The sequence below is a fragment of the Methylobacterium crusticola genome (genome assembly GCF_003574465.1).
In the GTDB taxonomy this organism is placed as follows: domain Bacteria; phylum Pseudomonadota; class Alphaproteobacteria; order Rhizobiales; family Beijerinckiaceae; genus Methylobacterium; species Methylobacterium crusticola.
In genome coordinates this window covers 86,378-106,538 of sequence record NZ_QOWC01000001.1, presented here as the reverse complement: position 1 = coordinate 106,538, position 20,161 = coordinate 86,378, and the positions used below count along the sequence as shown (strand labels likewise).

The window sequence follows — 20,161 nt, the reverse complement described above, 5'->3', positions numbered from 1 at the left end:
GCCCGCACCTCAGCCGGCGAACCTCGCCGCCAGCGCCTTCAACCCGTCCTCGAAGATCGCCTGGAAGACCCGGACGGCCTCCGCGTCGCCGACACCCGCCGGGATGAACCGACCGGACCACTCGACTCGCGCGCGCCCGTCGCCGGCGTCGGAGACCCTGAGCGTCGCGTCGTAATCCGTGACCGGGAAGGGCGCCTGGAGGATGTGGTAGCCGTAGCGGCGCCCCCGCTCGTCGAAGGAGGTCAGCCGCTCGACGATCGGATGGCCGTCGACGTCCCTGAGATGGCGGGTCCGCCCGCCCTCGGCGAGGCTGGATTCCCGGATGAAGGGCAGCCAGTCCGGCAGGGAGCCGAAGCCGCCGATCAGCGCCCAGACCCGGTCGGCCGGCGCGGGCAGCGTGACGCTCGCCGACGCGGTCGCGAACCGCCTCCCCGCCCCTTCACCCGGCAGGGGCGCGTCCGGTGCGACGAGCCCCCGCTCGCGCAGGGCGCGCCAGAACTCCCCCGGAACGGCCGCGCGCAGCGCCGCGTGATCCTCCGCGATGCGCTCCGGCCGGCTGGCGCCCGGAATGATCGCGGCGGCGGCCGGGTGGGCGAGGGAGAACTGGAGCGCCGCGGCCTTGATCGGGACGGCGTGCGCGGCGCACAGGGCCTTGATCGCCTCGACCTTGGCCCGGATCGCCTCGGGGACGGCGCCGTACTCGAAATGCGCGCCTCCGGCCAGCACGCCCGAGCTGTACGGGCCGCCCACCACGATATCGACGCCCGCCGCGGCCGCCCGCGGCATCACCCGCTGCAACGCCGCCTCGTGGTCCAGAAGCGAGTAGCGCCCGGCGAGGAGCGTCGCGTCCGGCCTGACCTCGGCGAGCCCGAGCAGCACCTCCACCGGCTCGACCTTGTTGACGCCGAGCCCCCAGCCGCCGATCACGCCCGCGTCGCGAAGCCGGTCGAGCGCCACGAAGGCGCCCTTCCGCGCGGTCTCGAACTGGCCGAGCCAGCCGTCGCCGTGGAAATCCTGGGCGAGGTCGTGCACCCAGACGAAGTCGATCCGGTCGACGCCCATGCGCCTCAGGCTGTCGTCGATCGAGCGTTTCGCGCCGTCGGCGGAGTAGTCGTAGACGACACGGTTGGGGCGGCCGTGCTTGAAGATGTCGCCCTTCTCGCCCTGGTCGCGCGCCGCCACGTCCTCGACGTCGTCGAGGATCAGGCGCCCGACCTTCGTGCTGAGCAGGTAGTCGTCGCGCCGCCGCCCCGCGAGCGCCGCGCCGAGGCGGATCTCGGACAGGCCGGCCCCGTAGAACGGCGCGGTGTCGAAGTAGCGGGTCCCGGCGTCCCAGGCCGCGTCCACGGTCGCGCGGGCCTCGGCGTCCGGGATGTTCCGGAACATGTTGCCGAGCGGCGCGGCACCAAAGCCGAGCGGACCGGCGGGAAGGGCCTTCCTGATCTGCACGATCGCCTCCTTGTCGCGTCGAGACCGGTGATGTCGTCAGGGTGTCGGGCCGCGCAGCGCCGCCGTACCGGCCACCGGGACGCCGCCGGGCGCGAGGCCGGGGAGCGTCGCGGACCGGGCCTCGACGCAGGCCCGGGCGTTGTGCCCCCCCCGCAAGCCGCCAGGCATGCGCCGACCTCGCGGCCGGCGACGCCTCCGGCGGGGCCCGGATCCTCTGAGAGGACCCTTGTCCTCGGGTAGGGCCGGGTCGAGGATTGTTCGCGCCGCCGCGGATGCGCGCGGCCGGCCTCAGGGACGCGCGCGCCCCTGGCGGCGCTCGAGGGCGTCCGCGAAGGTCTGCCGGACGGGTCCGAGCACCTGCACGAACTCGAGCTGCTCGCCTTCCGGACCCTTGCAGTAGATGATCGACCAGCCGTTGGAGGCGCCCTCCCGGATCTTGATCGTGTTGGCGCTGCGCGGCGCGGCCCGTCGCTCCGCCTCGGTCCGGACCGTGATCGTGCGGTTGGCTCTCACCTGCGTCATGCCGCGCCGGGCGCATTCCGCCTCGAGATCGCCGATGAAGGCGTCGAAGTCGACCTCGTCGCGGACGTAGAAGCAGATGTGCATCGAGCGCGGATAGGCCGGGCTCATGTGGTCCCGCGGCGCCGCCCAGCTGTCGCCGCACCCCATCGGCTGCCCGGCGTCGCGATACTGAAGCAGTTCGATGACGACGTTCTCGAACTGGACGAAGCGGACGTCGAGCCGCTGCGTTCCGCCGCGCAGGTCGGGCACGCCGATCGTGCGCGGATCGATCCGGCCTTCCCGCGCGACGATCTCCTGGTCGGTCATCAGGGTGTTGTGGACCGGCTCGCCGTGGAAGTCGCCGTCCCGCATGATCTCGGTGCCGCCGAGCACCTCCGTGTAGAACGCGAAGGCGCGGTCCATGTCCTGGACCGTGACGCCGAAATGCTGCACGCCCCGGAGGCGCGCGCCGAGCGACGCCCCCGTCCGGTCGCCCGCCGGCGCGCCGGCCTGAAGGAGGGCGCGATGGTCGGGATCGATCGCCGCGCCGGGTCCGCTCGTCGTCATGGTGCCTCCCGACAGGAACGTGCTGCCGGTCCCAAGGCATAGTCGGTCCCGCGGTCGGCCGCCGGTTAAAAGAGGTGAATCCGCGCCGCCAGCCCGGGGCGACCGGCGCGTCACGGCTGCGCCCCGGGGCCGCGCGCCGCGCCCTCGAGGATACGGGGCAGAGCCTGAAGGACGTGGCGGCCCGTTGCGGCTTCGTCACCGAGGAGCGCACGCGGCGCGCGTCTCAGCGGCGGGCCGGCATCGATCCGCTGGATTGCAGGCGCCGCTTCGCCGCGGGATGACGCCGGCCTCGGCCGTCAGGGCGCTCTCGCGCCGCGCGCGCCAGCCGAGGCTGTCCTCCGGGCCGTGAGATCTCCGTCGTTGCCTCGCCGCACGAGGGCGGCCGGCCCAACGGAGGCTGCGGGCGGGTCACGGGCCCCCGTGCCGCGCCCGTCGTGGCCGGCGCCGCGGGCCGCCCGGCGTGCGACCCGCTTCCCGTTTACGCCAACCCGACATCGTCGCCGGTCATCCCGAAGGACAACGTGTAGTGTCCGACGGTCGAGGAGCCGTCATCGTGCCTGCCGTGGAGCGTCGAGGCCGACAAGCGGTCCCGCACGGAACGCTGCACCATCTGCGGATCGTAGCCTGAGAGCAGGACGATCCAGTCGGCGGTGCTGTCGGCGCCGCGGATCTTCTGCTCCGTCGTCGGCACGCTGGCGCGAGGGGTATCCGTCATCAAGAGGTGTGCGCCGGTCAGGCCCGGCCTGGATGGCAGGTCCGCCAGCGTCGCGACGATCCGGTCTCGCAACGCCGACCCGTCCCCCGGTCCGGGCGACAGACGGACCGTCGCGAGAGACGTTGCCAATCCACCACCGAAGCTCGCGGCGACACGACACTGGCTTCGCACCATGCCGAGGTGGTGGGGCATCATCGTCGTCGACCACGGGGTCGGGGCATTGAGCCGGTCCAGATACCCCTTCGAGGTGAGCGTCCCGTAGGTCTCGAGCTCGTAGAGCACGAAGAACCCTTCGGCGTCCGACGTGCTCGTCCAGCGCGACCCGCGCCGGAAACCAGGGATGCTCATCCGCTCCGGAAAATGCTCGTGGGAGTGCCAGTCTTCGAACTCCGCGCGCATGTCCGGCTTGATCCTCCACCACATGGCGACCGCGGCCTGGCCGAGTAGAGACATGCCCACCTCTCGCGTTCACCTAACCACGGACGCCACCGCCCCGCGCGACGCATCCGCCCCAAGGCCGCAACACGGGCGCGCATCATCCGGAACGGAGCGTGTCGCCCGCCAGGGTCCGAGCCCCCCTACAAGGAGGTCTCGGCGGCGTCTTCAAGCATCTGGAATCCCTGATCGCCGAACCTGCGACGAACATCGGCATAATAGCCAGCCGATTTCAGCTTCGCGCGAAACGAATCTGCATCGACCTCATTGAAAGTCATTCCGCTCTTGATCATCGTATCGCGGTAGCTCTGCTCCAAGCCGGCCAGGTCGTTGCGCTGGGCCCGTCCCGCCTCGTTGAGCCGGGTCTCGACGATCTCCTGGAGCCGTTCCGGTATGCTCTTCCAGACGCGTCCATTGAACAGGATCCAGTTGCCTTGCCAGATGTGATTGCTGAGTGAGCAAAATTTCTGCACTTCATAGAACTTCGAGGTCACGATCAGGCTGAGCGGGTTCTCCTGAGCGTCGACGATCCTGGTCTGCAACGCGGGATAGACGTCGGTGAACTGAACGCTGGTCGGCGCGGCGTCCAGCGCCTTGAACAGGCTCGTGTACGCGGCGGCGCCGGGAACCCGGATCTTCAGCCCGGTCAGGTCGCCGACCGTCCTGATGGGCTTCGCCGATGTGGTGATCTGCCGGAAGCCGAGATCCCAGGGGGTGCGCGCAGCGTACAGGTTGCTCTTCGCGAACGCCTCCCTGATGTACGCTCCGAGCTTGCCGTCCATCGCCGGCCAGACCTTCGAGGTGTCGCTGAAGGCAAACCCGGTTCCGTCGAGGCCCGCCGCGGGCACGACCGTCGATACGACGAGGCCGCCGATCACGTAGCCTTCGACCGCTCCGGACCGAAGCTGGCTGAGCGTGTCCGCCTCGCCGCCGAGCTGGCCGTTCGGGAAGATGCGCAGCTCGACCCTTCCGTCGGTGTCCTTCTGGATCTTGTCGGCTGCCTCGATGAGGCGGGAATTCGTCGGATGGGCCGCCGCGAGGGGGTGCGCGATCTTGAGGCTGATCTCGGCCGCGGCGGCGCGGCGGACGAACGGCGCGGCAACCAGCGGCAAAGCCGCCATCGCGGTCAGCATCTCTCTGCGTCGGATGAGGCTCGTGCCCGTCATGGTGGTCCTCCCGTGTCGAACCATCGTCGCCTGCGATGTGAGCCTCCACCTCGTACCAGCACGGATCGACGGGACAAGATTTTTTGACTATCTTTCAAATTTTGAAAGCTGTTAGCCGAACGAGGTTCTCGGATGAGCGGGTCGATGGAGAAGGCGCTGGCCATCCTGGAGTACTTGGCGCCTCGCCCGCACGGGGCGTCGCTCGTGTCGATCGCGACGGACCTCAACCAGATCCGGAGCGGGTGCCATCGCACGCTGAACGAGCTGGTGAGGTACGGGTACGTTCGAGCGCTGCCGCAACGGGGTGAGTACGCGCTCACCACGAAGCTGTCCTCGATGGGCATGAGCTTCCTCAGCAAGTCCGGCATCATCGACGTTGCGCAGCCGGTCATGAATCGACTTGCAAGGGAAACGGAAGAGCTTGTTCGCCTCGCCATTCTGGACGGCACCAGGCTGACCCTGGTGGCGAAGGCGGTGGGGTCGAAAGTCGGTCTGCTCTACGACCCCGACATGGGGATCGACCTCAGGCTCTCGTGCAGCGCAGCGGGACACGCCTGGCTTGCGACCCTGACCGATCAGCAGGCGACCGAAGCCGTGGTTCGACAGGGCCTGGGCGATCCGGCGCATTACGGGCCGAACGCCCCGGTGACCGTGAGCGCGCTCCTCGCGATGCTGCAGGCGCACCGGACGCGGGGCTTCAGCATGATCGAGGACATGTACGCCCTCGGGATGAATTCGATGGCCGCGGTGATCAGGCGCAAGGGCGAGCCTGCGGTCGGCGCCCTGATCGTCGCCGGTCCCACCTCCCGCTTCACGCGGGAGCGGATGCTTCATGTCGGATCCAGCTTGGTGCGCCGGGCGAACGAGCTCGCGCTGATCGGCAGCGCTTCGCCGCTCCTCAAGGCGGATGATCGCGGCACGTGGGGCAACATGGCCTGATCGCGCCGGGTCATCTCATCGATCGGTCCCGGGCTGGCGGCGCGTCCTGCACGCGCGCGGACGGTCGCTGCTCCGCTGACGCGACCACCGCCATGGCGAGGCCGGCGGCGACCACATCCTCGGCGAGCCCGCGAAAGCGGCCGGCGGCGCTCCGGGCGTCCCCGCCTCTTGCGGCGCGCCCGAGGAGGGTGCCGGCGAGGGCCCCCGCCACACCGGCCAGGGCGCCGTACTCGGGTGAGGCGCGGTGCCCGGCGAGCGCCCAGCCGCCGACCCCGCCGATCGCGAGCCGGACCGCGAAGGATGGCGGGATGCGCCGGTCGGGCGCGAACGGCATCTTGTCGCCGATCATCTCGGCCAGCGCCGCCGCGGCCGTGAGCGCCCTGGCACCCGGGCCGGCCGGGATGAGTGCGCCGCGCGTCCGATCCTGCGAGGCGGCCCAGGTCAGCGCCGCGCAGGCGGTCATGCTGCGCAGGCCGGTCACGAACCCGATGCCGAACGAAGTCCCATATCCCTGCATCCTGCCTCACCCCTTCTCGGCGCGGAACATCCCTGCCCCAGGCAAGCGCCGGCGGCGATGGGTGTTCCGGCCGAGGCGGGAGGGTCCGGGTCATCGTTGTCAGCCAGTGCCGTGAGACCCGCCGCGAAGGACCGGGCCGCCGCGACCGCGCGCACCCGGCCTGAGGTGGCCGCGATCTCTCCCGCCGCCGCCGTGCCGGTGGCCCGTTCCGATGAATACGGATGCCCGCGCCCGACGCGGTGTTCGCCACCAGGCCTGCGCGGTCGGCGCACCAGCGACGCGGCCGACGCGTGCGAGCACGAGCCGGAGCTGCGCTGCGTCAGCGCCGATCCCACGCACCGAGGCTGACGCGGCCCGATCTGCCGCGTCGGATCCCGTGCACAGGCTGGATCATCGCCGATACCGCGAGGCCGCGGGACGACCGGTGCCGCCTCGCCTCGCGGGTCCCCCTCGCCGCCCTGCGAGCCCGTCACTCTGACGCGGCGGCACGGGCCGCGGCCGGCGCGATCGCGAGGCGCGACAACCCGAGCCACGACGCCATCAGGCGCAGCTCCTCCATCAGCCGTTCGAGCGTGGATCGCGGCGCATCCGGCTCGATGTGTGCCCGTTGAACGATCAGCGCGCTCGCTTTGCGGTCCGCCTTGAGATCCACGCGTGCGACGAGTGCACCATCCATCAGGAAAGGCAGAACGTAGTAGCCGTGCTCGCGCCTGTGCGCCGGCGTGTAGATCTCGAGCCGGTAGCGGAATCCGAACAACCTTTCGGTCCGCGGGCGGTGCCAGATCAGCGGGTCGAACGGCGACACCAACGCCGCGCCGGCGAGCCTGCGACCGGCATACGCCTGCTTGTGCAGGTAAGCCTGTTGCTGCCAACCGCGTACCCGCACGGGGATGATCGTTCCGTCCTCGATCAGCTGCCCGATCGGCAGGCGCACGTCCGCTGCGGGCACCCGGTAGTAGTCGCGCAGGTCGTCCGCGGTCGCAATTCCGAGCGCCCGCGCCGCCCGCGCGAGCAGCGTCCGCCGCGCATCGAGGCCGCGGGGCGTCGGCAGCCCCAGGACCGCTCGCGGCAGAACACGCTCAGGCAGGTCGTACACGCGCTCGAAGCTGCCCCGGCGGTGCGTCGCGGCGACGAGACCCGCCCAGAACAACCATTCCAGCGCGTGCTTCGCGTCGCTCCAGACCCACATTCCTTTCCGGGCGGCGCGGCCTGCAATGTCGGAGGCTGCCAGCGGCCCGTCGGCCCGGATGCGATCCAGCAGAGCATCGGCCTCGGCCCGCTTCTCGCTCGCGAAGGGTTCGAGCTGACGCCAGACGCCTTTGCCCCGAAGCGCGCGGGCCATGCGCCAGCGCAGCAGCGGGTGACAGTCGACAGGCAGGAGCGATGCTTCATGGCCCCAGTACTCGAAGTAGCGCTTCGGCTTCTTCGCGATGAGCGCATCCAGGGATTCGGGCTCGTATGAACCAAGGCGCGAGAAGAGCGGCAGGTAATGAGCGCGGACGAGGACGTTGACGCTGTCGATCTGGAGCAGGCCGAGCCGGTCGATCGCCTTACGCAGTCGTGTCGCGGCGACGTCGCCGCCGCGGGACGGGGCGTTGAAGCCTTGCGCCGTCAGGGCGACGCGACGGGCCTCCGACACCGAGAGTTCCGTTCTCAGGGTCGCTCTCCTGTGACTGGGCGATGAACGCCCGGACATGCTTCGGATGAGGGCGACCGGACCGGCGGGCGCGGCGCCCCTCTCAATCAGCCGGGCTGACGGGCTTCAGCGCCGAGCGGCGCCGGACCGGATTGTAGAAGCCCGCGACGGAGCCGGCCAGGGCCCCGCTCGCCTCGGCCCGGGCGTGGATCATTGTGCGCCGGCCCCCGCGCGCGTCCGGCCGTCGTGAGGAGCGCGCCGACCACCGCGATGTCGCAGCCGCTCCCTTGACGCGGCCTCGGGCTGCGGATGCCGGGCGTTGCCCAAATCCGGCCCGATGCCCGGTCGAGCAGGATCGGCCGCCCGGCTCCGAACGAGGGGTCAGGCCGGCCGATGGTCCGAGACCAGCGGGCCCTCGCCGCAAGGCCGTGAGCGCCAGGTCCTCACGCCACCTCCTCGCCCGAGGCGTCCAGCGCGGCGATCAGCCGGGCTTCCCAGCGACGCACCGCCTGCACGATCGTCCCGCCGGTCCCGAGCGCCTCGTCGGCGTACCGGCAGAGCCGGGTGTTCGGCATCATGTCGGGCCGCATCCGCCCGACCTGCGCGATCGCGGCCTCGGCCGGCACGCCGTGCTGCACCAGGATCGCCGCGGCGAGCGCCGTGCTCCGGCTCAGGCCGGCGACGCAGTGGACGAGCAGGCGCGCATCGGGCTCGAGCGCGCGGGTGAAAGCCAGCGCCGTCGCGACGTGCCCCGCGGTCGGTCCCTCGGCGCTCGGCCGCTCGCTGTCCTCGAAGGTCAGAACAAGGCTGCGCGGTGCCAGCGGTGCCGTCGGCTCGTAGCCGGCATCGACCAGGGAGACGGCGTGCGTCGCCCAGCCGGCGGCCAGGGATGCGGCTTCGGCGGCGGCGCAGACGCGCAGGTCGAACGGCATCGCTCTTGTCCCGACCACGACAGCACCCTCGTGTCCGCCGTCACTGCACCCGACCGACGTGGCGGAAGCAAGGACGCAGCCGGCGCGCGGCGTCCTGCGGCCGGGATGCTGCCGCGAGGCCACGGGCGCATCGGCCGGGTGCCGCACGTCACGGGCTGGGACGCCGGCCGCGGGTCCGACTGCCGGAGCGCCGGCAAAGCGGCTCGCGCGCCTTCCTGAGGCTGCGGCCTTCTCCTCCGATCGAGGGATGTCGAGGGCCACGCCGGAGGTCAATCTTCGCGGCTCCCACCACACTCCCGACGAAGGGGCAGCCGATGTTCATTCTTCGACTGATCTTCAATCAGAACGCCCTGGTCGTCCTGTGTGCACTCGCGTTCTCGCTCGGCATCTTCGAGGCGTTCGCGCTCGCGGAGCCCTACGAGCTGCGCCGCCATCATCACGCACGAGAAACGCTACGCGCGGACACCGCCTGTGCGGTCACGATCATGGGAGACGTGGCATTCTGCGCCCCGTAATCGGGACGTGCGGCCCGATGCGCGCGGGCGAGGAGGCTTACCGGCGCTGGACCTCGCCCGACGATCAACGGCCGCCACAACGTCGCCCCTCTCAGGCCGGCTCTCAGCCGGTCGGGAGGGCCGGGCGGCCGCGCCGACCGGAGCGGGATGCCGGCGAGCGACGTCACGGCGAGAGAGCTTCTCGGAAACGGCGGGGCTCGGCGTCCCCCAGGCTCAGCGGAGCAGCAGGGCGACCGCCGCGACGGCGATGACCAGGAAGGTCGCGATGATGCCGCCGCCACGGCAGACGTATTGCTGCAACGAGTTCTTCGGGGCCAGCATGCCGACGGGATGCAGGATGCGGGCGACGAGCAGGATCGGCAGCAGCGTCCGGACCAGCGTCGAACTGCTCCCTCCCGCCTCCAGCAGCGTCACGAGAAGGAGGGCGAGCGGCACGTACTCGCCGAAATTGCCCTGGGCGCGGATGCGCTTCTCGAGCTCGTCATCGCCGCCGTCACCGTGCAGCACGTCCGCCGACACGCGCGTCGCGACGACCCAGGCCGAGAGACCCACGTAGAGAAGGGCGAACAGGGCGGCGTAGAATGCGGTCGTGGCCGGGAAGATCACGTGTGAGCCTCGCTGCGGACGGAGGATGGCCGGGTCAGGACAGGCTGCCGGCGAGGAGCGTCGGCTCGCGGATCGGGCAGCCGTCATGCGTGGCGCGGAAGTCGGACGAGTTCGGGTAGACCGCGCGGCGCGCCCGCATGACCGCGTCCGGCGGTCGATGAGTCGCCAAGCCGTGCCAGGGGCTGAACGCGAGGCCGTCGTCGATGCGCTCGACCTTGGCGGCGCTCCACGCCTCCTGCCGCGGCACCAGGACCCGCGCCACCGCGACGTAGGGGCTTTCGTCCTCCGGCCAGGGCACCGAGGCGTCCTCGACCGGCATGGTGTCCCGGTTCGTCGGGAGTTGTGCGCGAAGCTCCCAGACACCCTCGTGCGCGGCGAAGAAGGCAGTCACCGCCGCGCGCAAGCCGTCAGGCTTGCCCTTCACGTCGAGGGCCGCGCCGGTCAGCGCCGTCAACGGGGACGATACGGGCGCCACCGCCACCTTGGCCACGTACTCGCCCCACCGCACCGGCACCTGACTGTATAAGGTCTCCCCGAGGATGTGCGTCTCGGGATGCCCGCCGAGGCTGATCACGGTCGGGCTCCCGGTGCCGACCGCCTCCAGCACGCTCTCGACACCGCGCAAGGTGGCGGACAAGGCCTTCTTGACGATCTGCGGGGTGTCGGTGGTGGCGGCCAGGAGCTTCAGGCTCCCGAGGAAGGCCTTTGCGTCCGGGGCCGTGAAGGCCGGCGCGTTCGTCATCGCGAAGTCCTGCGTCGTGCCCTCCGCGTCGGGCAGGCGCTCGCCCTCGACACCCAGGATCTTGATGGCGAGGCCCCGCGGCGTGGACACGCTGTCGTCGAGGATGTCGCCCGGGTTCGTCGAGAGCCGCAGCACGACGTCGTGGCGGCCCGGTGCCGCGAAGGCGCCCTGCGCGAGCGGCGGCAGGTCCGGGAGCACCTCCAGCGTGCCGGTGAGGAGGCCGTGACCCTTGGCGTGCACGCCCCGCACCGCGCGGCCGTAATCCGCGCGCGTGGTGGCCTGGATCTTGGCGAAGGTCGCGATCATGCCGGCGTGGACCTGCGCCTCGTCCGGCTGCACGGTCTCCAGGGCAGGCTCGTAGCGGATGGGCATCGGTGTCGGCACGCTCGCCTCCGATCAGACACTGGCGTCGATGGGCTTGCCCGGCCGACCAGCCCCGACCGAGCCGTCCCGAGCCGCCGGCGCCGACGCGTGCGATCCGAAGCCGGGATGCCGGCGCGGGGCGCCGCCGCCGCGCTCCGGGTTTCCCATCACCGGGCGCACGCCCTCGCCAACGGGCACGCGGCCGGCGCAGGACGAGGGCGCGTGCGGGCGCTGCTCAGCGGGCCGGCGCCGCTCCGACCGAGCCGGTCGCCGCGCCCGCCTCCCGCGCGATGGCCCAGAGTTCGGTCGGCAGGGCCGCCGGCGCGTCGGGCTTGTAGAAGGCCGAGTCCTGGATCCGCGACGTCGTCACGTAGAGGGTACCGTCCGGGCCCTCGCCGAAGGTGTCGGGCCAGCGCAGCCGCCGGTCCTGCACCAGCACGCTCAGGCCCGTGTCGCGGCCCGACAGGTCGCGCACCTTCACGGCGTCGTCCTGGGGCGACGTCACGTACATGCGCCCGTCCCGGCGCGAGATGAACAGGCCGTCCGCCGGCCCGTTCTCGCCCGTTGTCGCGATCTTCGAGACAAGGGTCCGGTCGGTCAGCGCGTCCGGCACGACGGCGGCCGTGGCCCAGCCCGTCAGGGCGTCGGTCGGCAGGCTGTAGAGCGTCCTGCCCTTGATCGCCTGCCAGTACAGCGTCTTGCCGTCGGGCGAGAGCGCCAGGCCGTCGGCCGCGAACTCGACGCCGCGCCCGTCGGGCCGGCGCAGCGGCTTGCCGTCGTAGGTCACGGTCACGGCCGGGTCCGGCATGGTCGAGGGGTGGCCCGCCAGCACGCGCTTGGCCCTGCCGCTGTCGACGTCGACCACGATCAGCGCGCCCTCGGCCCCCGAATCCGTCAGGTAGGCGGTCCTGCCGTCCGGCGAGACGCGCACGTCGTTGAGGTAGGAGCCCTGCGGGGCGATCGAGGGATCGAACGCGATGGTCTTGGCGACCTGGTTCGACTTGAGGTCGATCGCCACGAGCTTCGGACCGTCCTTCACGACCGCGGCCATCGCGGGGGCGGCGGCATCCACCACCCAGAGCCGGTCCTGTCCATCCGCGACGACGCTCTGCACGCACACGAAGTGGTCCTTGGGCGAGACCTCGTCCTTGCGCGCGTTGCGCCAGGCATTCCACTCGGCATTCGGGTAAGGCACCGGCTTGCCGTCCTTCAGCTCCGCGACCGACACCGGCGCGTCCTCGGTCCAGCGCGGGAAGTTCACGAAGACGCGGCCGTCCCCGGACACAGTGACCCCGGTGACCTGGTGCTCGAACTCCGCGACCTTGGTCAGTTGCCCCGGCGCGGCCGCGGGAGCCTGCGCGAGGGCGGGGTTCATCAGCACGCCGAGCGCCGCCTGGGCTGCCGAGGCGAACAGGCTGGCGCGTCGAACGCCGACAGGGACGAGCCGGTGACGGAACGTCATGCGTGTGTGCTCCTGAGCGTCGATTGCGTGGTCCCAAGCCGCTCGCAAGCCGGGACGATCAGGACCAGAACGTCACATGCGGGCAACGGTTCCAGCATACAAGAGCATGAAAACAAACGATAATTACGCGCGCCGGAGGATACGCGGGCGTTTCAGACAAAAGGTCCCACGTCCCGCACGGCAGGGAACATTCTCGCCTGCGCGGAGCCGGATCCGGTCGCGGATCGCTCGGATCGGACGACGCCGCGCCCCCGGCGCGATCGGATTCGCGGTCTCCTGCCGGCCGACCCCCTCCCCTGACGCGGTGGCTCAGGTCACGGGTCCTCGAACACGGGACGCTCCCCCGTTTCGCCGCAGGTCCTGATTACCCCCACCTCGTCGGGGGCTGATCACCTCACAGCCGCGGCTGGACGGCGCGCAGGATCGCCTGCGTGCTGTCGATGAACTGGATGGCCTGGCGCGCCTTGCCGGAAGAGAGGTTCGAGCGGCCGCAGGTCTCGGTGAGTTCGCCGAGCCGCCGCCGCTCGGTGTCGAGGATCTTGAGTGCGTTCTCGACCGCGAAGCGCAGCACGTTGCGCAGGGCCTCGTCGTCGCCGAAATCGGTGAGTTCCCCGGCGGTCGTGATGAGGGCCTCGTACCCTTTGAGCTCATCGGCGATCTGCAGCAGCGCACGCAGGGTCGAGCGGACGCAATCGCCCTCCATCCCTGCCAAGTCCGGGTTCTGTGCGGACCTCGCGACGTCGTTCAGCACGTCGGTGTAGAGAGGCTTGATGCGCGCGATGCTGGCGAGATCACCGTCGCTGAGCACCCGTGCCGCTGCCGCAGGCGGAATTGGCGCCAGGACGATCGCGAGCGCGACGGCGCGCCGGAGCCGCGAACGGATTGCCGACCGATCCGCGCCAGTCCCCCGCCGCATCGCAGCCTCCTCCTCGGTCAACAGCCTCAGTCCGGGCCGGATCCGGCGACGTTCTGTCTGTTCAATGGGTAAAATGCTACTACACTCGCGATCTGTTGTACCGGCTATCCAGAATGGATCGGGCTTCGCGCCGGCGCGTGCGCCCGCGCGCCGTGTGCCAGCGGCGGCGGGAGGGGCGGTTCGCACGCGATGCCATGAGTTCATCCCCGCAGCCTCCCTTCCGGGCGATCGCCCTGGAGCGTGCCTCGTCGCCCGAGCAACTCGATCACTTGGTCCGGATCACGCGGCCCGCCGACTGGATTCTCGCCGTGGTGATCGCGCTGCTGCTCGCCTCGACCCTGGCCTGGAGCATCGTCGGGCGCGTGCCGACCCGGACGGCCGGTGAGGGGATCCTGGTCAACGTCGGGGGCCGCGTCGTCGATGCGGTCTCGGCCGCGCCCGGGCGGCTCGCGGCGGTCGAGGTCGCCGTCGGCGACCACCTCGTGCAAGGGCAGGTGATCGCCCGCATCGTCCAGACCGAGATCGAGGAGCGCTACCGCAGTGCGGTCGAGGTCAACCGCGAGCGCGAGCGCGAGCACGCCATCCTCAGGACCAAGACCGAGAACGAGCTCACCGCCAAGACGCGCAACTTCGCGAAGCTGGAGGAGGCCTTCGACCAGATCATCCAGGCCACTGACCAGCGCATCGTGTATCTCGCCACCGAGGTGCGGAACCTGGAGGGATTGCTCGCCAAGGGCATCACCACCCGCCGCATCGTCGAGGACCGGCGGCGCGAACTCGCCGAGGCGCGCCAGCGCCGCGACGACACCCTGAACGAGGTGCTGAAGCTGCGCTCGCAGAAGACCGATCTCGACACCCAGCGCGAGCGCGACGTGCAGGATTCGCAGTTCCGCCTCAACGACACCCGCCGGCAGATGGAGCAGCTCGCCGGGGAGCTCAACCGCAACACCCAGGTGCGGAGCCCGATCGAGGGGCGGGTCCTCGAGGTGAAGGTCTCGCCGGGCTCGGTCCTCTCGGTCGGCATGCCGGTGATCGCCGTCGAGAGCGGGGGCCGGGCGCTCGAAGCGGTGATCTACATCCCGGCCGACAAGGGCAAGACCGTGAAGCCCGGGATGGAGACGCGGCTGGAGCCCAGCACCGTCAAGCGCGAGGAATACGGCACGCTGATCGGCACGGTCGTGTCCATCTCCGATTTTCCGATCACCTCGCAGGGAATGGCGGCGGTGCTGCACAACGACAGCCTGGTCACCCGCTTCTCGCGCGAGGGCGCTCCCTACGCGGCGCTCGTGCGCCTCCAGCCCGATCCCAACACGCCGAGCGGCTATCGCTGGGCGGTCGGACAGGGTCCCGACCTCCGCCTGACCAGCGGCACGCTGACCAGGGCCGAGATCACCACGCGTCAGCAGCGCCCCCTCGACCTCGTGGTGCCGATGCTCAAGCGCCTCACCGGCCTCGCCGGGTAGTCGAGACGCGCCGTGGTCCTCTCCCTTCAGGGCTTGCGGGGCGCGCTCACACGGGCGGGGCGCGTCCGGGCGACACCGACCGTGCTGCAGATGGAAGCGGTGGAGTGCGGGGCGGCGGCCCTCGCCATGGTGCTCGCCCATCACGGCGCCTTCGTGCCGCTGGAGCAGTTGCGCGTCGCCTGCGGGGTCTCCCGCGACGGCAGCAAGGCGAGCAACATCGTCAAGGCCGCGCGCGCCTTCGGGCTCGCCGCCCAGGGGTTCCGCAAGGAACCCGGGACGCTGCACGAGCTGCCGATGCCGTGCATCCTGCACTGGAACTTCAACCACTTCGTGGTCTTGGAGGGGATCCGGGGCGGGCAGGCCTTCATCAACGATCCGGCCGGCGGGCGCCGCCGCGTCACCCTGCGGGAGCTCGATCTCGCCTTCACGGGCGTCGTGCTCGCCATGGAGCCGGCGGAGGGCTTCCGGCGCATCGGCCGCAAGCCCCAAGGGCTCCGGCTCCTGCTGCGCGAACTCGGCGCCTCGCGCGCCGCGATCGGCCTCCTCGTCGGCCTGAGCCTGACGCTGATCGTGCCGGGCCTCCTCATCCCGGGTTTCAGCAAGGTCTTCATCGACGAGGTGCTGATCCAGCGCACCACCGGCTGGCTCGTCCCGCTCCTCATCGGCATGGGCCTCACCGCCCTGTTTCGCGCCGGCGTCACCGCCCTGCAGCTGTCCCTGATGCTGCGCCTGCAGACGAAGCTCGCCGTGGTGATGACGAGCCGCTTTCTCTGGCGTGTCGTCTCCCTGCCCATGGAGTTCTTCACCCAACGCCACGCGGGCGACATCGCCGGCCGCGTCGCGACGAACGAGGAGATCGCGCGCCTGCTCTCGGACGGCGTGGTCAGCAACGCGCTGGCGCTGGTCTCGATCGCCTTCTTCGCCGCCGCGATGGCGGTGTACGACCTGCTGCTCGCCGGGATCGGCGTCGGCCTGTCGCTCCTCAACGTGGTGGCGCTCGCGCTGATCGCGCGGCATCGCGAGAACCTCAGCCGCAGCCTCGCGCTGGAGCGCGGCAAGCTCCTCGGCAGCACGATCGGCGCGGTGCGGACCATCGAGACCCTGAAGGCGAGCGGACTGGAGGACGAGGCCTTCGCTCAATGGTCGGGCATCCAGGCCCGCACCCTGAATGCCGAGCAGGATCTCGGCGCCGCGGCCGCTTGGCTCGACGCCGTACCGACCTTGCTCTCGGGCCTCACCACCGCGGTGATCCTCGGCCTCGGCGGCGTGCGGGTGATCGAGGGCTCGCTGACGCTCGGCGGCCTCGTCGCCTTCCAGTCCCTGATGACGAGCTTCTCCGAGCCGATCACGACGCTCGTCGGCCAGATCGGCGGCATCCAGCTCATCAAGGGCGGCCTCGAGCGGCTCGACGACGTCGCCAACTACCCGGTCGCGCACACGGTGCCGGACTCCTCCCTGCCGCCGGCGCCGCCGCGGCTCGCCGGGCGGGTCGCGTTGACCGGGGTGTCCTTCGGCTACGCGGTGCTGGAGCCGCCCCTTCTCGAGAACGTCTCGATCGACATCGCGCCCGGCAGCCGCGTCGCCCTCGTGGGCCTCTCGGGAAGCGGCAAGTCGACGCTCGGGCGGCTGATCTGCGGGCTCAACCGCCCCTGGTCGGGCGAGGTGCGGATCGACGGGCGGCGGCTCGCCGACATCCCGCCGGAGGTCTTCGCCCAGTCGGTGGCCTACGTGGACCAGGATATCGTGCTGTTCGAGGGTACGGCGCGCGACAACCTGACCTTGTGGGATGCGACCGTCCCGGAGCCCGACCTCGCGCTCGCCCTCAAGGACGCCGCCATCCACGGGGAGATCGCGACGCGGCCGGGCAACTACGATTGTGCCGTCCTGGAGGGCGGCGCGAACTTCAGCGGCGGCCAGCGCCAGCGCATCGAACTCGCCCGCGCCCTCGTGGCGAACCCCTCGGTGCTCGTCCTCGACGAGGCGACCGCCGCCCTCGACCCGGTGACCGAGAAGATCATCGACGACAACCTGCGGCGGCGCGGCTGCACCTGCATCATCATTGCACACCGCCTCAGCACCATCCGCGACTGCGACGAGATCATCGTGCTGGAGCGCGGCGGCATCGCCGAGCGAGGCACGCACGAGGACCTCCTCGCCCGGGCGGGCCTCTACGCCGCGCTGGTGGCCCAGGCATGAGCGAAGCGCAGGCGAGGCCGGCGGGCGGGCTCGCCCTGGTGGAGACGCCCCCGGAGGGACAGGCGGGATCGCGCCTCGACGGACGCCGGCCGGAGCGGCTCGCCGCGCGCATTGCTCCGCTCCTCGTCGTGAGCGGCCACGCCGACCTCTTCGCGGTGCGGCTCCGGGCCGGGCAGGCAGGTCCGCGCCATCACCTCCTGCGGGTCGAGGCCGGCGGGATCATCCCGCCGATGCCGGCCGATGCCGACGAGACCGGCGCGGCGCTCGAGATCATCGCGGTCGGCACGCCCGGAACGACGGTCCAGGAGGCCTACCCCGCCGGATGGGGCCGGGGGGACCGGATCGAGGCCTGGCTCCTGCGCCTCGCCGCCCTGATCACGGGACCCTACCCGGCCTGGGACATCCGCGAGGCGGCAGCGGAGGGCGCCGAGGTGCTGGAGCCCGGGGAGCAGCGGCGCGGGCCCGCCCGGGCACTGCGCTGGGTCACCGTGGAGGCCGGACGTGCCGGCCTCGCCGGGAGCGGACCGGTCCTGCATCCGGGCGATCCGCCGCTGCCGCTCGCCGCGGGACTGCGGATCGCCGCGGGGCCGGAGGGATGCCGCCTCGCGGCCTCGGCCGCCCCGGAGGGGGATCTCCTCACCCGGGCCCTCGACCGCTTCCACCGCGTCGCGGTCGCCCGCCTGCACGCGATCGTTGCGGCCGCGCCCGCACGGGATGCCGAGCGGCTGGCCCGGCGCGCCGATCTCGGGACGGCCCGCGCCGCGGAGCTGTTCGGGTCCCTCGAGGCGATCGTCGCGCTGCCCGCCGGTCCGCCGCCGGCCGCGGTCGATCCGGAGGATCCGCTGATGGCGGCCTGCGCCCGGATCGCCGAGACGTTCCCCGCCCCGCTCGTCCGCCCCGCGGGCCGCCGCAAGGAGGCGCAGGACTTCACGGACGTGGTCGAGATCGCCCGGGCCTCGCACCTGCGGGTACGCCGGGTCCTGCTGCGCGGGACGTGGTGGCGGGAGGATTCGGGCCCGCTCCTCGCGTGGTGGGGCGAGGCGGGGATCCCCGTCGCCCTGTTGCGCGAGCGCCGCACCTACGTGATGACGCACCCCGTCACGGGCGAGAGGCGGCGGGTCGACGCGGCGCTCGCCGCCGAGATCGCCCCGGAGGCCTCGACCTTCTTTCCCACGCTGCCCGGCCGGGCCTTGACGCTGCGCGACCTCGTCGCCTTCGCGGTGCGGCGCGGCCGCGGCAATGTCCTCGGCATCGCGCTGCCGGCCGTGATGATGGGGCTCATCACCCTGATCCTGCCCCTGATCACGCAAGTTCTGGTCGCCTCGGCGATCCCGCGCAGCGAACTCGACCAGGTCACGGTCTGCGCCCTCGCGCTCGCCGTCGCGGCGCTCGCCGGCAGCGCCGCGCAGGTGGTCGAGAGCCTCGCCATGCTGCGGCTCGAAGGGCTGATCGACTGGACGCTCCAGGCCGCGATGATCGACCGGCTGCTGCGGCTGCGCGCGTCGCTGTTTCGCGATCACACCGTCGGCGACCTCGTCGATCGCGTGATGGGAGTCGACGCCGTGCGGCGCGCCCTCACCGGACGGGTCCTGCGCAGCCTCCTGGCGGGTGTCTTCTGCTGGTTCAGCATCGTCCTGATGCTGGTCTACGATGCCAGGCTCGCCCTGGTCGCGGTCGGCCTCGCGCTCCTGCGCGGGCTCCTCATCGTCGGGGCGAGCGGGCTGCGCCTGCTGCACGAAAGCCGCCACTTCAACGGCCAGGGGCGTGTCCAGGGTTTCGTGCTCCAGCTCTTCGCCGGGATCGGCAAGTTGCGTGTTGCCGACGCGACGGTGCGGGCGCTCGCGGTCTGGTCGAAACTCTTCGCCGGTCAGAAGGCACATTTCATCGCGGCCCAGCGCGTCGGCAACCGGCTCTCCGTCATCGAGAGCGCCTTCCCGACGCTCGCGACGCTGACGATCTTCGCGTCGGCGGGCGCTCTCGACAGCACGTTGACCCAGGATCTCGGCGCCTTCCTGGCGTTCTTCGCAGCCTTCGGCCAGGCGATGGCGTCGATCGGAACCTTCGCCTCGGGCCTGAGCGAAGCCCTGGTGGCGATACCCCACCTCGCCCGGCTGCAACCGCTTCTCTCCGCGGAGGCGGAGATCGCCGACGACCGCAAGCCCCCGGGCGAGCTCTCGGGCGCGATCGAGCTCTCCCGCGTGACCTTCCGGTACGCGCCCGGAGGAGCGCCGGTGCTCGACTCCGTCTCGCTCAAGATCGTGCCGGGCGAGTACGTCGCGGTGGTCGGGCCCTCGGGAAGCGGCAAGTCCTCGCTCTTCCGTCTGCTCATCGGGTTCGAGACACCCGAATCCGGTGCGGTCTTCTACGACAGCAAGGCGCTCGATACCCTCGATGTCAGCGCGGTGCGCCGCCAGCTCGGCGTCGTGCTTCAGAACGGCCGGCTCGCAACGGGGAGCCTCTACGACGCCATCTGCGGAGGCGTGCAGCTCCCTCTCGAGCAGGCCTGGGAGGCGGCCCGCATGGCCGGCCTGGAGGAGGACATCCAGGCGATGCCGATGGGCATGCACACGGTCGTCGCCGAGGGCGTGAACACGCTGTCGGGGGGCCAGCGCCAGCGTCTCCTGATCGCCCGCGCCATCGCCCGCCGCCCGCGCATCCTCCTCCTCGACGAGGCGACGAGTGCCTTGGACAACCGCGCCCAGGCGGTGGTGAGCGCGTCCCTGCGCGCCCTCAACGTCACCCGCCTCGTCATCGCTCACCGGTTGAGCACGGTGCGGGAAGCCGACCGCATCGTCGTGCTGGTCGACGGCCGCATCGTGCAGACCGGCACCTTCGACGAGCTCGCCGCCGCGCCCGGGATCTTCGCCGACTTCGCGAGGCGGCAATTGCTGTAGCGGTGTCCGGAAGGCGCGTGCCCACCCGCCGGCAGGCTGCGGGATCTCAGCCCGTGCGGCCCCGCCACGGCCGAGCCCCGTCACGGGCGTCACCCTCACCGGTGTGTCTTGCAGCACATCAACGCGCCGGGTCCCAAGTCAATCTCT

Annotated in this window: 16 protein-coding genes; 5 read left to right on the top strand and 11 right to left on the bottom strand. The window is 71.4% G+C overall.

Features of this window, described 5'->3' with window-relative positions:
- Positions 1–9: 9 nt before the first annotated feature.
- From DT057_RS06490 to DT057_RS06475, 4 genes are all read right to left on the bottom strand, one after another.
- A complete protein-coding gene (locus DT057_RS06490) occupies positions 10–1,449 on the bottom strand; it encodes an aldo/keto reductase (protein ID WP_162501341.1) in 1,440 nt (479 codons plus the stop codon).
- Between the two features lie 288 nt (positions 1,450–1,737).
- Positions 1,738–2,517 (bottom strand): VOC family protein, encoded by a 780-nt coding sequence (locus DT057_RS06485; protein ID WP_128561257.1) that lies wholly within the window; start codon positions 2,515–2,517, stop codon positions 1,738–1,740.
- 478 nt (positions 2,518–2,995) lie between these two features.
- Complete coding sequence (locus tag DT057_RS06480; protein WP_128561256.1) at positions 2,996–3,685, bottom strand: hypothetical protein; 690 nt, start codon at positions 3,683–3,685, stop codon at positions 2,996–2,998.
- Positions 3,686–3,810: 125 nt separating this feature from the next.
- The gene (locus DT057_RS06475; protein WP_128561255.1) at positions 3,811–4,833 is read right to left on the bottom strand and encodes a TRAP transporter substrate-binding protein; all 1,023 of its coding nucleotides are present in this window, start codon (positions 4,831–4,833) and stop codon (positions 3,811–3,813) included.
- A 144-nt stretch (positions 4,834–4,977) separates the two neighbouring features.
- On the opposite strand from DT057_RS06475, the gene DT057_RS06470 reads away from it, so the two are divergent.
- The gene (locus DT057_RS06470; protein ID WP_203236204.1) at positions 4,978–5,772 is read left to right on the top strand and encodes an IclR family transcriptional regulator; all 795 of its coding nucleotides are present in this window, start codon (positions 4,978–4,980) and stop codon (positions 5,770–5,772) included.
- A 10-nt stretch (positions 5,773–5,782) separates the two neighbouring features.
- On the opposite strand, the gene DT057_RS06465 is transcribed toward DT057_RS06470, so the two are convergent.
- From DT057_RS06465 to DT057_RS06455, 3 genes are all read right to left on the bottom strand, one after another.
- Positions 5,783–6,289, bottom strand: a complete 507-nt coding sequence (locus tag DT057_RS06465; RefSeq protein ID WP_128561253.1) for a hypothetical protein — start codon at positions 6,287–6,289, stop codon at positions 5,783–5,785.
- A 469-nt stretch (positions 6,290–6,758) separates the two neighbouring features.
- Entirely contained in the window at positions 6,759–7,946 is a 1,188-nt protein-coding gene (locus tag DT057_RS06460) for a winged helix-turn-helix domain-containing protein (protein WP_238314012.1), read from the bottom strand.
- Between the two features lie 422 nt (positions 7,947–8,368).
- On the bottom strand, positions 8,369–8,857 hold the full coding sequence (locus DT057_RS06455) for a dual specificity protein phosphatase family protein (RefSeq protein WP_128561251.1): 489 nt from the start codon (positions 8,855–8,857) through the stop codon (positions 8,369–8,371).
- A 314-nt stretch (positions 8,858–9,171) separates the two neighbouring features.
- Between DT057_RS06455 and DT057_RS06450 the strand changes: the two genes are divergently transcribed.
- On the top strand, positions 9,172–9,372 hold the full coding sequence (locus DT057_RS06450) for a hypothetical protein (RefSeq protein WP_128561250.1): 201 nt from the start codon (positions 9,172–9,174) through the stop codon (positions 9,370–9,372).
- Between the two features lie 213 nt (positions 9,373–9,585).
- Here the strand turns inward: DT057_RS06450 and DT057_RS06445 are convergent, their stop codons facing one another.
- The 4 genes from DT057_RS06445 to DT057_RS06430 all read right to left on the bottom strand — a co-directional run bounded on the left by DT057_RS06445 (position 9,586) and on the right by DT057_RS06430 (position 13,482).
- Positions 9,586–9,978, bottom strand: coding sequence for an MAPEG family protein (locus tag DT057_RS06445; protein WP_128561249.1), 393 nt, complete (start codon positions 9,976–9,978; stop codon positions 9,586–9,588).
- Between the two features lie 34 nt (positions 9,979–10,012).
- A complete protein-coding gene (locus DT057_RS06440) occupies positions 10,013–11,092 on the bottom strand; it encodes a catalase family protein (RefSeq protein WP_203236208.1) in 1,080 nt (359 codons plus the stop codon).
- Positions 11,093–11,318: 226 nt separating this feature from the next.
- Entirely contained in the window at positions 11,319–12,458 is a 1,140-nt protein-coding gene (locus tag DT057_RS06435) for an L-dopachrome tautomerase-related protein (protein ID WP_128561284.1), read from the bottom strand.
- Between the two features lie 481 nt (positions 12,459–12,939).
- Entirely contained in the window at positions 12,940–13,482 is a 543-nt protein-coding gene (locus tag DT057_RS06430; RefSeq protein WP_238314005.1) for a hypothetical protein, read from the bottom strand.
- Between the two features lie 173 nt (positions 13,483–13,655).
- On the opposite strand from DT057_RS06430, the gene DT057_RS06425 reads away from it, so the two are divergent.
- From DT057_RS06425 to DT057_RS06415, 3 genes are all read left to right on the top strand, one after another.
- Positions 13,656–14,924: an NHLP bacteriocin system secretion protein gene (locus tag DT057_RS06425; protein WP_128561247.1), complete on the top strand. Its 1,269-nt coding sequence runs from the start codon at positions 13,656–13,658 to the stop codon at positions 14,922–14,924.
- Between the two features lie 81 nt (positions 14,925–15,005).
- The gene (locus DT057_RS06420; protein ID WP_269153099.1) at positions 15,006–17,120 is read left to right on the top strand and encodes an NHLP family bacteriocin export ABC transporter peptidase/permease/ATPase subunit; all 2,115 of its coding nucleotides are present in this window, start codon (positions 15,006–15,008) and stop codon (positions 17,118–17,120) included.
- Positions 17,117–20,014 carry an NHLP bacteriocin export ABC transporter permease/ATPase subunit gene (locus DT057_RS06415; protein ID WP_128561245.1) on the top strand — a complete coding sequence of 966 codons (2,898 nt, stop codon included), beginning with the start codon at positions 17,117–17,119 and terminating at the stop codon, positions 20,012–20,014. The genes DT057_RS06420 and DT057_RS06415 overlap by 4 nt, the downstream gene beginning before the upstream one ends.
- Positions 20,015–20,161 lie beyond the last annotated feature (147 nt).

Coding starts and splice junctions, on each gene's coding strand:
- DT057_RS06485 (WP_128561257.1), bottom strand. CDS start 2,517: ATGACGACGAGCGGACCCGGCGCGGCGATCGATCCCGACCATCGCGCC.
- DT057_RS06480 (WP_128561256.1), bottom strand. CDS start 3,685: ATGTCTCTACTCGGCCAGGCCGCGGTCGCCATGTGGTGGAGGATCAAG.
- DT057_RS06475 (WP_128561255.1), bottom strand. CDS start 4,833: ATGACGGGCACGAGCCTCATCCGACGCAGAGAGATGCTGACCGCGATG.
- DT057_RS06470 (WP_203236204.1), top strand. CDS start 4,978: ATGGAGAAGGCGCTGGCCATCCTGGAGTACTTGGCGCCTCGCCCGCAC.
- DT057_RS06465 (WP_128561253.1), bottom strand. CDS start 6,289: ATGCAGGGATATGGGACTTCGTTCGGCATCGGGTTCGTGACCGGCCTG.
- DT057_RS06455 (WP_128561251.1), bottom strand. CDS start 8,857: ATGCCGTTCGACCTGCGCGTCTGCGCCGCCGCCGAAGCCGCATCCCTG.
- DT057_RS06450 (WP_128561250.1), top strand. CDS start 9,172: ATGTTCATTCTTCGACTGATCTTCAATCAGAACGCCCTGGTCGTCCTG.
- DT057_RS06440 (WP_203236208.1), bottom strand. CDS start 11,092: ATGCCCATCCGCTACGAGCCTGCCCTGGAGACCGTGCAGCCGGACGAG.
- DT057_RS06435 (WP_128561284.1), bottom strand. CDS start 12,458: ATGAACCCCGCCCTCGCGCAGGCTCCCGCGGCCGCGCCGGGGCAACTG.
- DT057_RS06425 (WP_128561247.1), top strand. CDS start 13,656: ATGAGTTCATCCCCGCAGCCTCCCTTCCGGGCGATCGCCCTGGAGCGT.
- DT057_RS06415 (WP_128561245.1), top strand. CDS start 17,117: ATGAGCGAAGCGCAGGCGAGGCCGGCGGGCGGGCTCGCCCTGGTGGAG.